Source organism: Methylomonas sp. EFPC1, from assembly GCF_016925515.1.
In the GTDB taxonomy this organism is placed as follows: Bacteria; Pseudomonadota; Gammaproteobacteria; order Methylococcales; family Methylomonadaceae; genus Methylomonas; species Methylomonas defluvii.
In genome coordinates, this window is sequence record NZ_CP070494.1 from 1,132,352 (window position 1) to 1,145,330 (window position 12,979).

The 12,979-nt window shown below is 50.2% G+C and carries 11 protein-coding genes; 2 read left to right on the forward strand and 9 right to left on the reverse strand.

The window, feature by feature from the left end:
* Nucleotides 1-240: 240 nt before the first annotated feature.
* From JWZ98_RS05390 to JWZ98_RS05430, 9 genes are all read right to left on the reverse strand, one after another.
* Nucleotides 241-1,212, reverse strand: a complete 972-nt coding sequence (locus JWZ98_RS05390; RefSeq protein WP_205453553.1) for a glycosyltransferase family 2 protein — start codon at nt 1,210-1,212, stop codon at nt 241-243.
* Nucleotides 1,213-1,436: 224 nt separating this feature from the next.
* Nucleotides 1,437-2,315: a hypothetical protein gene (locus JWZ98_RS05395; protein ID WP_205453554.1), complete on the reverse strand. Its 879-nt coding sequence runs from the start codon at nt 2,313-2,315 to the stop codon at nt 1,437-1,439.
* A gap of 161 nt (nt 2,316-2,476) precedes the next feature.
* A complete protein-coding gene (locus JWZ98_RS05400; RefSeq protein ID WP_205453555.1) occupies nt 2,477-3,361 on the reverse strand; it encodes a hypothetical protein in 885 nt (294 codons plus the stop codon).
* Between the two features lie 284 nt (nt 3,362-3,645).
* Complete coding sequence (locus JWZ98_RS05405) at nt 3,646-4,497, reverse strand: CHAD domain-containing protein (protein ID WP_205453556.1); 852 nt, start codon at nt 4,495-4,497, stop codon at nt 3,646-3,648.
* Nucleotides 4,498-4,500: 3 nt separating this feature from the next.
* Nucleotides 4,501-5,241, reverse strand: coding sequence for a CDP-diacylglycerol--serine O-phosphatidyltransferase (gene pssA, locus JWZ98_RS05410; protein WP_033158857.1), 741 nt, complete (start codon nt 5,239-5,241; stop codon nt 4,501-4,503).
* Between the two features lie 84 nt (nt 5,242-5,325).
* Nucleotides 5,326-6,105 carry an outer membrane protein OmpK gene (locus JWZ98_RS05415; protein WP_240348221.1) on the reverse strand — a complete coding sequence of 260 codons (780 nt, stop codon included), beginning with the start codon at nt 6,103-6,105 and terminating at the stop codon, nt 5,326-5,328.
* 66 nt (nt 6,106-6,171) lie between these two features.
* Nucleotides 6,172-7,188, reverse strand: a complete 1,017-nt coding sequence (ilvC, locus tag JWZ98_RS05420) for a ketol-acid reductoisomerase (protein WP_033158860.1) — start codon at nt 7,186-7,188, stop codon at nt 6,172-6,174.
* A 32-nt stretch (nt 7,189-7,220) separates the two neighbouring features.
* Complete coding sequence (ilvN, locus tag JWZ98_RS05425) at nt 7,221-7,712, reverse strand: acetolactate synthase small subunit (protein ID WP_020482951.1); 492 nt, start codon at nt 7,710-7,712, stop codon at nt 7,221-7,223.
* Nucleotides 7,712-9,448 carry an acetolactate synthase 3 large subunit gene (locus JWZ98_RS05430; RefSeq protein ID WP_205453558.1) on the reverse strand — a complete coding sequence of 579 codons (1,737 nt, stop codon included), beginning with the start codon at nt 9,446-9,448 and terminating at the stop codon, nt 7,712-7,714. The genes ilvN and JWZ98_RS05430 overlap by 1 nt, the downstream gene beginning before the upstream one ends.
* A 266-nt stretch (nt 9,449-9,714) precedes the next feature.
* Here JWZ98_RS05430 and JWZ98_RS05435 point away from each other — a divergent pair, with 266 nt between their 5' ends.
* Both JWZ98_RS05435 and JWZ98_RS05440 read left to right on the forward strand, forming a co-directional pair.
* Nucleotides 9,715-11,142, forward strand: a complete 1,428-nt coding sequence (locus tag JWZ98_RS05435) for a DUF3375 domain-containing protein (protein ID WP_240348223.1) — start codon at nt 9,715-9,717, stop codon at nt 11,140-11,142.
* A gap of 719 nt (nt 11,143-11,861) precedes the next feature.
* Complete coding sequence (locus JWZ98_RS05440; RefSeq protein WP_205453559.1) at nt 11,862-12,977, forward strand: N-acetylmuramidase family protein; 1,116 nt, start codon at nt 11,862-11,864, stop codon at nt 12,975-12,977.
* Nucleotides 12,978-12,979: the final 2 nt, after the last annotated feature.

Genomic DNA, 12,979 nt, shown 5'->3' on the forward strand with positions numbered 1-12,979 from the left:
GGTGGTATTGTTTAAATGAGGATAGAGTGCGCCCCTCAGGGCAGCAATCTTAATGACAGGCCGAACAATTGTCTGCCAATGGCTGGCATGAAAACTAAGTGACTATGAAATTCGTTTTTCTGATTGTTCATGGTTGGAAACTATACTTGATTGCCGACTAAGGCTCAAGCTTGCGATGCTGCGGCGTTTGAGGCTGCTAAATCCAGTTTACCTTTTGTTTCGATTCGGAATCTAACTAGGCTATCGTTGTATTTTAGAAAATAAACTCAATCCGCAGCTATAAAGAGCGTGCGCTAAAAACTTGATCTGCAGAAAGTGAATGCCGTATTGGAAACTAGCCAGCATGGTTTTGACTGCTAGCAAGCCTTGGTTTTGATTGATGTATTCCCAACTCAAATCTTGGGCGGATTGGATGTAGTTGAGCCTGATCAGCTTGGCTAGATCAGGCCTGACATTTCGCTTAATCAGTTGTTTTTTTATTTCCAGATTGGATAAGGAGTGATCCATCCGGCGGCGAGGCTGAGACGAGTATCCCTGGCCCGCGCTACGTTGCAGGTACAAGCCTTCTGTTACTAATCCGCATCGTCCATTCAGCGCAGCGCGCAAAGCCCAATCGCAATCCCAAAGTAGGCAATCTTCCTGATATAAGCCGATTTGCCTAACCTGTTCCCTGGTTGCCACTGGTCGTTGAAACGCCATAGGGACCCTTTTTAGCAAAGCTTTGAATAGACGGTCTGCGTCAAATTCCAGTAGGGTTTCCGTCACTTGCGTTCCAGCCAGATCTGCCAATATTTTGTTCATGGCGTCAGTGTAGGATTCGTGCGTCCATTTTGAATTTGGACCAAACCAAGCGACGCTCATGAACAGCGTGTTAATTTCTGGATGGTTTTCTAAAGTTGAAACAGCTTTTTCTAAATAAGTCGGTGCGTAAAGGTCGTCGTCGTCCAGAAACACAATGTATTTGCCAGAAGCGGCTTTGATGCCGGTGTTTTTCGCTGCGGCTCCCCCCAAAGAGCTTGGGTGCCGCAAAACTTTAATCTTCGTTCCGAACTTTTCCTGGATCTGAGCGGGGTTTACCGGAGGGGTTGAGCAATCGTCAACGACAATGACTTCCCAATCCGCCAAGGTTTGATTGACTACGCTGCTTATGGCTTCGTCCAAAAGTTCGGGGCGGTTGTGAGTGGGTATGATGACGGTAACTAGGCAGCTCATAGCATCGATTAGGCCGATTAAATTACAAAAGGTTTAACGGAAATATTGTGATGCATAAGATGAATCAAATAAATGCTGGTAGTTGGGCTATTATATCTTTAAGTCGATGATGGTGTCGCTTATTATGTTTAAGTAGTATCGGGCAGTGCCAATAAGATAAATAAGTTGTTGGGGCTGATCGGAATTAAGCGGTGCTTTGTTCGAGAAATTAAAACAGATAGGCATTAAAATAAATTGAACGATTTTTTGAGGAAGCTTATTTTTGAGTAATTTTTAACAATAGTGCAGGCTTCTCGGAAGTTTAGGTGCTGTTTTGTTGAAAGATATTCATTCATTAGCACAGATTCTTTTGCGGTCGAATATGCCGCGCCCTGAGGTCTCAGGCTGTGCTGTACAGGAGTCGCATCAATAATCCCCATGGTTTTTTCCGATGCACTCACCTTTATTGGCCAAACGAGGTCATATCCCCATCCCATTGGACTTTCAAGATCAAACGGTAGTAATTCATTTACAATTGATTTATGCATGCTAAATAGCGGGCCAATTTCAACAAAATGTGTTTCGCGTGCGTTTAGCCAAGGCCTGGAAACAACAAATGTATTATCAGCTGTACTGGTTCTCGTGCGGGCGGGTTGAGCCAAGCAAAAGTTTAAATGCTGTTGCCATCCGATAAAAGCATCGAGAAAGTTATCGTCAACAAAAATGTCGTCATCGGTAAAGACAAGATAATCGTATTTGCTTATGTCAACCTCTTCTAGAATTTCATTTAATATCGTAAATTTTGGTTTAAGCTCAAATATCTGCTTAACCAGAATTAGGTTGGCGTGGTTTTTATATTCGGCTTGGTTGTCTTTTAGAGAGTTTTTAGGGTTCAATGATACCCAGATTTGATCAACCGCACATGCTGTTGATTGATTAAACGCACTTATCAGGTGATTAAATGTGTTTTCTCTGTATTCTAAATATATTCCTAAAATTAGTACCTTCGGTTTGTTTTTAGGCGCATGTTGTATTTTTAGTGGTTTGTGATGGGTAGGGTACCGCATCAATATCTGGGAAATTTTGATTTTTAAATAGCATTTAATTTCGTTTAAATAGTTCACGAATAATTCCTTGGGCCGTCATCTAGTTGCGAAATGCTATTCTTAAGGAGGTTGGCCGAACTCAGTTTCCAATTTGAGCAAGTAAACTTATATTCTCATTGAATAAGATCTGCTGTGTTGTTTTGGATAGTCAGCATTTCGCCATTGCTGAATGGCGAATTTTAAAATATTTTTCGCCTATGAATATCCCAATAAAAGCGTTTCAGACGCATGAAATAATGGGGGTAGAACAGAAATGTTTTGCAGCGGATTAACGGAGCGGAAATTAGCGTAAGCCAGTCTTCTAAGGCTGTAGGCGATAATAGCCCCAAACTTCTGACACCGCCTGGCGGCATCTCGATGCCGCGCTCGCGCTTAAATTCCTGCCAAATCTCTATACCTTTATTGACGGGCTCAACTTGATCTATTTTTCGAGGTTTTTGTTCAAGCCATTCGTCCGGGTTTACGCAAGGTACCGAATCAATTACCGCCACTCCGGTTTCGCGCTCTTCATTGGTCAGAAGGTGTAAATACCACCAATCAGTTCCGAAGGCAATTAAGCCCGGGTCGTAAGTTGCCATAAACCGATCCAGAATAGGCTTAGAGAACAATGGCACGCAGTTTTCCACGAAATTGGTAAGCCTCGCAAATCTGAAATGATTTGCTTTTGTGACTTCATGGCTTATTTTGCCGACGCTCAAGAAACCAGGCTGTAGCAAGACGAGTTTGTAGCGTTCTAAAATGCGGAATAACTGGCTAATTTGGCTGGCGCTCAATTCTATATCGTCGTCAAGTACGAATATTGCTCGATAGGGGGTGAGTAACTCTCCCCAGCGGTTATATATATCGTGTAGATTTGGATATTTGCCGCCTTTTCGCTCGTTGTAAAAATCAGCAACGCTCCGGTGATAATCGCTTTCGCCTTCGTATTGAGTAACCCATAAGTCGAAATTTTTTTTGCCCGTGACCCATTTTTTTATATTGGATCGGTGACCGGCTGAGGTGTAAACCAGATAGGGTGAAGACGGAACACCTATTTTAGGTGAGTTTCTATCATCTGATGCCATTGAAACCGCCTCTAATATTTCGTAATGCCACGTTATGAACTTTTTCTTGTTGATTTTGACGTTTGGGGATAGCGTTTAAGTTTGACGGCTTTAGTTTTTTCGGTAGCAGCTGATTGTCCTGAGGCAATGATAAAATATAAACTCAATTGACAGTAGAGTTAATGGTTCGTACGGTTTGCCGAGGTACATTGTTTTTCAATTGCTTAATAGAAAATTTTTTATTTCTGGTAAATCATCTCGTCGTTGGTGCCAATAAATAAGCCGACAATGAGTATAGCTAGTTTCTAAGCGGATTCAAAAACCCAGTTTCTGTCGTTTTGGGTCACATGCCGAAACACCAAAATCTCCGAGCAACAGGTCATAAATGAGTCGATCAACTCTTGTTGTTGTCGTCGATAGTACTGCTCTATTGCGCTCGGTATCTGATGTTGAAAAAATAGCTCAAGGGTTTGCAACATGATTACAGAGTTTTGAATGTCACCCATGCGAGTTAAGTGGCTTTTCAACAGGCTAGAGTCCGTTTCAGCGTGAGTGGAATCAAGGCATTGCGCTGCTAAAAGCGTATAGCGCAATTTTTTAACAGCGATGCGCAGATGATGAATGCTGGCAGGTATGGTGGGATCCAGTGCTTCATAACGATTTATCACTAGGCCATAAATATTGTTAATGGCGCTTGGTAATGCCTGTTTAAGATCGATGTCGGCTGTTTGAGTTTTGAAGTATTTACCGGCTTTTTTCAACTTGCGACGCAGTTTCGGTTGATACAGGCGGGCAATAAATGAATGGTTTTCCAGCAGTAAACGCTGTTCGCAGCGATGCATGTACGCTAAAAAAGGCTCTAGCTCGGGAAGTATAGGCAGGGTCTTGGCCGCCTCGAACAGCATGACCTGGGTATCTCGCAATTCGTCGAAACCGTCGAGTTGCTTTTTCAAAACTTTGCGAATGCTTAGTAATGTGGGTTGTGGCTCCAAGGCATGTAGCAATTCTATCAGCGCCAGCAAGCGCCGGGTGTTAATGCGTAATTCGTGGACGTTATCTTCGCTGGCGGTTTGGCGGCAGGCTTTCAAGCGTTTGCGATATTGGCGCCAGTGTCTTTCCAAGGCGTCGAGCAACGGTTTGCCGCCGGTATTTTGCATCCGCTAACTTTTACGGCTTTGCAGCTTACGTTTGCGCAAAACCAAGGTAACTATAGGGCCGGATATGGCATAGCCGACCGATAGCAGGAACAGCATTCGCTGTGGTTGCGCCATTATGAAGCTGATAACCAGCATCGCGATAATGGCAACGATGAATGGCACCTTGTTTTTAAAATCGATTTCTTTGAAGCTGGAGTAACGGAAGTTGCTGACCATTAGCAAACCGGTAGTGATGGTGGTTAGTAACACCAGATACTTGATGTTTTCCACGTCATAACCGTTTTCCACGCAGAACCATAATCCACCGGCCAAAATAGCCGCCGCTGCCGGGCTGGGTAGGCCTTGAAAATAGCGTTTGTCGGCCACTTCCACTTGCGTGTTGAAACGCGCCAAACGTAACGCTCCACCGGCCATATGCACAAATGCGGCGAACAAGCCTGCTTGGCCCATGGTGGATAGAGTCCACAAATACATGACAATAGCCGGAGCAACGCCAAACGAAACCATATCGGACAAGCTGTCGTACTGCACGCCGAATTCGCTTTGCGTGTTAGTCAGGCGGGCAACGCGGCCGTCCAAGCCATCCAGTACCATCGCAATGAACATCGCAATCGCCGCTGTTTCGAAACGGCCGTTAATTGCCGAGGTGATTGCATAAAACCCGGCAAACATGGCGCCCGTGGTGAATAGATTGGGCAGTAGGTAAATGCCACGATGACGAGTAAGCGGTTGCTTCTTGATCATAATGTGTCTACAAAGGTTGAAAAGTTGGCGGCATTGTACATGCTGAATATGACAGATGCTTAACTAAATACCGCGCGTTTGGGATCAGAATTTCCAGAGCAGCAAGGCCTGCGGCACGCTGTCCTGTATGCCTTTAATCCCGTATTTATTATGCCAATACTGATATTCGAGGCCGATATACAAATGGTTGCTATGGCCCCATAAGTCGCCGAGGTCTAATCTAAGTTGCGGTTGCGCCAGAGCTTGGCGGGCGGCGGTGTGGTTATGGCCGATGAAGTCGGCAAAGCCTTCGAAACTCCATTTGGTGCCGGCGATTTCGAACGGCAGTTTCCACGCCGGGGTGATCTGCCAGGAGGTGCCGATGTCGGCGGTTTCGGTGACGCGCTGCCGTAAAAAGTCGACGTTGAAATAGTCGAAGCCCGGCAGGTCGAAATCGACGGTAACGCCATAAAGCCAAGCTCGAAAGCCGCTGTGCGAGCTGTTCATATTTTCCCCGAGGTTGACGCCGGCGGTCACGCCGAAATCCTTGAAAATGCCGTAAGACAAGTCCAAGCCGATGACTTTACCGAGGCTGAAGGTGCTGTATGCCTCGCCGTAAAGATTGGTTTGCGCGGTTTGGCCGGATTCGGTAAACAGGGTGTCCATAAAGAAGAAGTTTCGACCGTATGACCAACCGTGGGTGTGGGTGACGGTGATGATGGACTGGCTGACGTCGTTGGCGTTGAAAGGTTCCTGGTAGTTGCCGCCATGCAGATATTGGATCTCGCTGTTGTGCCATTGCATGAAATCAGCGGGGCAGGGCTGGGCCAAGGTTGCGGTGATGATGCCGAGATAAAACGGGTTGAAGCGAGAATGATCAGGCATTTGGCAAAATCCAGCGGGCAAAAAAAAGCCCATCGAGTAGATGGGCTTTAATCCTAGCCGATAAGCTTAGTTTTTGCTTTTATCGACGATCTGGTTAGCTTTGATCCAAGGCATCATAGCGCGCAGTTTGGCGCCGACGGTTTCGATAGGATGCTCGGCATTCAAGCGGCGTCTGGCAGTCATTTCGGGATAGCCGGTTTGGCCTTCCAAAATGAATTGCTTGGCGTATTTGCCTTGTTGGATGTCTTCCAGTGCTTGTTTCATCGCCCAACGGCTTTCTTCGTTGATCACTTTCGGGCCGGTGACGTATTCGCCGTACTCGGCATTGTTGGAGATCGAGTAGTTCATGTTGGCAATGCCGCCTTCGTACATCAAATCCACGATCAATTTTAGTTCGTGCAAGCACTCGAAATAAGCCATTTCCGGTGGATAGCCCGCTTCGGTCAAAGTTTCGAAACCGGCTTTTACCAACTCCACCGCGCCGCCGCATAATACCGCTTGTTCGCCGAACAAATCGGTTTCGGTTTCGTCGCGGAATGTGGTTTCGATGATGCCGGAACGACCGCCGCCGATGGCTGATGCGTATGACAAGCAGATGGCTTTGGCCATGCCGGACGCATCCTGGTGAATCGCGATCAAATCAGGAATGCCGCCGCCTTTCACAAACTCGGAACGCACGGTGTGGCCAGGTGCTTTAGGCGCAATCATGATTACATCCAGGTCTTTACGAGGCACGACTTGGTTGTACAAAATTGCGAAACCGTGCGCGAATGCTAGAGCAGCGCCTTGCTTGATGTTTGGCTCGATTTCTTCTTTGTACAGTTTGGACTGGAATTCGTCCGGGGTCAGAATCATGACCACGTCGGCGCCGGCGATGGCTTCTGGTACGTCTTTTACAGTCAAGCCGCTGGCTTGAGCTTTGGCGACTGACGCTGAATTGGCACGCAAGCCGACGACGACGTCAACGCCTGAGTCTTTCAGGTTGTTGGCGTGCGCGTGGCCTTGTGAGCCATAGCCGATGATGGCTACTTTTTTGCTTCTGATAACAGAAAGGTCGGCGTCTTTATCGTAATAAACTTGCATAGGTTTTCTCGTTGCTGGGTAAATAATAAATGTTACAGGTGTAAGCCTTTTTCGCCGCGGGAGATGCCGGTCGGGCCGGAGCGCACCACTTCGATGATGCTGCCTTCTTCAAAGCCGTGAATAAAAGCGTCCAGTTTGCTGGATTGGCCGGTCATTTCCACCACATAGCTGTTGGCAGTGACGTCGATAATCTTACCGCGGAAAATGTCGACCATGCGTTTCACTTCCTCGCGCGTGTCATGGCTGGTTTTGATTTTCACCAGCATCAATTCCCTTTCGATATGCGCCGATTCCGCCAAATCGATCAATTTCACCACGTCGATCAACTTATTCAGCTGCTTGGTGATTTGTTCGATGATCTCGTCGCTGCCGCTGGTGACCAGGGTCATCCGCGACAGACTTGGGTCTTCCGTGGGCGCTACGGTCAAGGACTCGATGTTGTAGCCGCGCGCAGAAAACAAGCCCGCTACCCGTGACAAAGCGCCGGATTCATTCTCGATCAAGATAGAAATGATGTGCCTCATTATGACAACTCCCTGTCTACCGGGGTGCCGGGTGCGACGCGCAATTTCATGTCGTGATGGCCTTTGCCTGCTTCAATCATAGGGTAAACGTTTTCGGTACGGTCGGTGATGAAATCCAGGAATACCGTTCTGTCTTTCAAGGCGAACGCATGTTCCAGGGCGCCGCGCACGTCTTCGGGTTTTTCGATCAGCATGCCGACATGGCCGTAGGCCTCTGCCAGTTTGACGAAGTCGGGGATGGTATCCATATACGATTGCGAATAACGGCTCTCGTAGGAAAACTCCTGCCATTGCCGCACCATACCCATATAGCGGTTGTTCAGGTTAATGATCTTCACCGGCGCGTTGTATTGTAGGGCAGTAGATAGTTCCTGGATACACATCTGGATGCTGGCTTCGCCGGTGATACAAGCGACATTGGCTTCCGGAAATGCCAGTTTGACGCCAATCGCCGCCGGCAAGCCAAAGCCCATCGTGCCCAGGCCGCCGGAGTTGATCCAGCGCCGGGGTTTGTCGAAGTGGTAGTACTGCGCGGCGTACATTTGGTGCTGGCCCACGTCGGAGGTAACGAACGCTTCGCCGCCAGTCACTTGATACAACTGCTCCACGACGTATTGCGGCTTGATGACGCTACTATTGCGGTCGTAATCCAGGCAATGCACATCTCGCCAGCTATTTATCAATTGCCACCAGGACTCGAGTGCAGACTTGGACGGCTTGGTTTTGCTGTCTTTGATCAGTTCTATCATTTGCTCCAAGACCGGTTTCACTTCACCGACAATCGGCACGTCGACTTTAACGGTTTTGGAAATCGAGGCGGGATCCACGTCGATATGAATGATCTTGGCGTACGGGCAAAACTCAGTCAGTTTGCCGGTGACCCTATCGTCGAAGCGCGCGCCGACAGCGAGAATCACATCGCTTTCATGCATCGCCATATTGGCTTCGTAAGTACCGTGCATACCCAGCATGCCGACGAACTGTTTGTCGGTGGCCGGATAGCCGCCCAAACCCATCAAGGTGTTGGTGATCGGGTAACCCAGCAATTGGGTCAGTTCGGTTAGTTCTTTATGGGCTTCACCAAGAATCACGCCGCCGCCGGAATAAATCATCGGCCGCTGCGCGGTCAGCAACATATCTACCGCGCGTTTGATTTGGCCCTTGTGGCCGCTGACCACCGGGTTATAAGAACGCATGCTGATCTTTTTCGGGTACTTATAAGGCACCTTGATGTTCGGATCGGTGATGTCTTTCGGCACGTCGACCAATACCGGGCCGGGGCGGCCGGTGGTGGCGACGTAAAAGGCCTTCTTCATGGTTTCGGCCAAATCGTTGACATCCTTGACCAGGAAGTTGTGCTTAACGCAGGGCCGGGTAATGCCCACCGTATCGACTTCCTGGAACGCATCGCTGCCTATTACCGGCGACGGCACTTGGCCCGAGATGATCACCATGGGGATAGAATCCATGTAGGCTGTGGCAATGCCGGTGACAGCATTCGTCGCGCCTGGGCCCGAGGTGACCAGCACCACGCCCGGTTTGCCGGTGGCGCGCGCATAAGCGTCAGCTGCATGGGCCGCCGCTTGTTCGTGGCGGACCAGGATATGTTTCACTTCGTCTTGATGGAAAATGGCATCATAGATGTGCAAGACAGAGCCACCCGGATAGCCAAATACAAATTCGACACCTTCATCTTTAAGACATTGGACAAGAATATGTCCGCCACTGAGTTCCAATTTTACGTCCTCAAAAAACTAATCGATCGGGGGAAATGCAGATTTTACAAAAAAGGTTGGATAAGCTACTGTTTTTGACCCTTTTCGTCAAGGAAAACCAAGGATTTCACTTGGGTTTTCTTGCCTACAGATGGGTTTTTCCGTTGGAAATTCGCGCAAATTTACAATTGCCGGAGCGGGACAGCTGCGTTGTTTTAAAGTTTAAGCCACGGCAACGAGTGGCGAGCACATAAAGGATATTCAAACTGGATTACCGTACTCTCGATTTGCTCAAACAAAATCATCCGGCATGGCGGCTACTTAATTCGCCGCATGCGCCACTAGTTGCCGGCTTTTTGAACCGGGTGTTTGTCATCCCAAACCAGCGCTTGATTGCCCAGGCCGATCTTGCCGAGGCCTTGGAAGACGAATTATTCGGTTTGCGTGAACAGTTTGGTAACGACATCTTTCCGAAATCGGCGCTGGACTATCTCAATGATTGGGCCGGCAACGACAAGGGCTGGCTGCGCAAATTCTATCGCCAAGGCTCGGACGAACCCTATTTCGACCTGACTCCGCCCACCGAAAGAGCCATCGCCTGGTTGGGTAGCTTGACCGAACGCAGCTTCGTCGGCACCGAGTCGCGCTTATTAACCTTGTTCGAACTGCTCAAGCAAATCAGCGCAGGCAGCGAAACCGATCCGGAGACCCGTATCGCCGATCTGCGTAAGCGCCGCGCCGACATTGACGCTGAAATCGCCAGAGCCGAAGCCGGCGAACTGGCCGTGCTGGACGACACCGCATTGAAAGACCGCTTTCTGCAATTCACCGCGCTGGCCCGCGAACTGCTCGGCGACTTTCGCGAGGTCGAGCACAACTTTCGCGGCCTGGACCGGCGGGTGCGCGAGCGCATCGCCTTGTGGGAAGGCGGCAAGGGCGAATTGCTGCAAGACATCATGGGCGAACGCGACGCCATCGCCGATTCCGACCAAGGCCGCAGTTTCCGCGCCTTTTGGGATTTTCTGATGTCCAGCCGCCGCCAGGAAGAATTATCGGCCTTGCTGGAAAAAGTGCTGGCCTTGCAGCCGGTCGCCGAACTGCGCCCCGAAGCCCGCTTGCGCCGGGTGCATTACGACTGGCTGGAAGCCGGCGAACATACCCAGCGCACCGTCGCGGAACTCAGCCGGCAACTGCGCCGTTTCCTCGACGACCAAGCCTGGCTGGAAAACCGCCGCATCATGGAAATCCTGCACGGCATCGAGGCCAAGGCGCTAAGCCTTCGCGAAAGCCAACCGGCCGGCGAAGTGATGAGCATCGCCGAAGCCGCCGCCAACATCGAATTGCCGATGGAACGGCCATTGCACACCCCGACCGTCAAACCGCGAATCGATAGCATCGTCCCGGAAACCGGCGACGACGACATCGACGCCGCCGCGCTATTCTCCCAAATCGTCATCGACAAGGCGCAACTGGGCCGCCACATCCGCCACGCCCTGCAAGACAAACCGCAAATCACCCTGGCCGAACTCTGCCGTAGTCACCCCTTGCAACACGGTCTGGCGGAACTGGTCGCCTATCTGCAACTGGGCGGGGACAGCTTCAACACCACCGTCGACGAAACCGCCGAAGACGTCATCGTTTGGCAAACGACGGACGGTGAAGGGCGGGAAGTGAGCAAGCAGGCGCGCTTGCCGAGGGTGATTTTTGTCAGGTGACGCAAGCGGCACAGGATGTTCTTATCGAATAGGGGGGGCGGAAATCTTTCCAAAATTTAGGCATATGCTAGGATAGGTGGGTGCTACATGCTGGCAATTAGAGTGGTTGTAGACACAAATGTCCTGGTTGCCGGCTTGAGCGGCGGTAAAGGACCAAATCGAGAAGATCTTCGCCGCAGCCTCCAAGGCGGTTTGCAGTCATCTAGTCCGCGTCGAACTCTCCGCAGGCATGCTGAAATGAGTCGGCAAACGCTGTACGATGATCTGGCGGAAGCGGAACTCTGTCACTAGCTGGAAAACCATCCCGGTAGGTTCGATGTCATCGTTTCCGCCGACACCTTCCTCTATTTTGGCCAACTCGAATCCTTGCTTACCGCTGCCGCGATGAAACGGGCAGGAGTTTGGCGTTTAACTTGGAGCATGCTGTCGATGGTGCTCCGGCTTGTTTCGTGCGGCTTGACGTGCATGGGCGTTATGCTCACGGCAAGGACTATGTTGTGCACGCGCTAGCTTGGCCGGCTTGAATAGTAACAGCCGCGGTGACGATCCTTCCGCAGAGCAGCCGGCGCATGGACACCTGGATTGCGGGTTTTGGCGGTGAAACCCTGATTAAGGGCAGTGGTAGCGTGTAAATTTAAATTTAGCTGGAACGGGGGCATCAAGGCGGGCAATCTAAATACAAGATCGATAGTTCACCCATTAACTCGCAAGGAGAAATAATGAAGCGAAGAAGTACGAAAGAAAACCTTTTGAAGGCATCTGTGGGAGAAGGTGCAGCCAACGATCCCAAGGACGTCCTAATCGTCGAATATCTATTCAATATCTGCAACAGCGTCATTCGCCGGCCGTTTCCGGAAGCCGGGCGTTGTTCCACTGATTTGATCATGGAAATTCGGCGCTTTCAGCGCAACGAACTTAGATATCCTCATGCCGACGGGCGCGTCGATCCGGCGGGTAGAACTCTCCACGCCTTGGTCGAAAAGGCGCGGATGCTACGGCCTAAACGTACCGATCTGAACAAATCGTCGCGCCCCTATCTGGCCGGAGGTTCTTGGTGCGGTCCCAGTGGTGAGGTCGCCGGATTATTGGAATTCTTGGAATTTAAAAGGCCGCCTGCCAGCCAGCAAACGCAAGAGCCCGGTACAGCGCAGCGCGCGGTTGTTGATAGCTATTTGTCCTTGCGGGAGCGCGCTGCGGCCGGCAAGCTTCACCGTCTCAAAGCGGCCGTCAATAGTGGCGGTTCATTTTCCAAGTTGACCGATGCGGATTTTCAGGCCGCGTTGGTGGCTCTGGGTAACGGCATTACCCTGGCCATGGTCAAGGCCTTTGCCGAATTGGAGTCGGGCGGGAAAAGCGGATTCGGCCCCGCCGGCCTGCCGGTTATTGCCTTCGAAGGGCATTGGTTTAGGAAATTGACGAATAAGAAATACGACCAAACGCATCCCATGTTGTCTTACAAATATGTCAAGAAAGCGGGGCCGGAGTGGCAAGCCAATAATAAGGATCAAGAAACGGCCTGGAAAACCCTCAACGACGCCATCGCCTTGGATTCCGACGCCGCGTTGCAGGCTTGTTCGTGGGGTATGTTTCAAGTAATGGGCTTCAACTTCAAAGATTGCGGCTTTAGCAGCGTAGAGGACTTTGTCGCATCCATGAAAGCGGGCGAACGCGGGCAACTCGATGCTTTCGTTGGCTGGTGCAAGGCCAAACCTGCTCGCTTACAAGCCCTCAAAGACAAGAAATTCGCGACCATTGCGACCTTATATAACGGAGAGGATTATGGAAATTATGATGTTTTGCTTGAACAAGCCTACAAGCGCCACGGGGGAAGCTGATC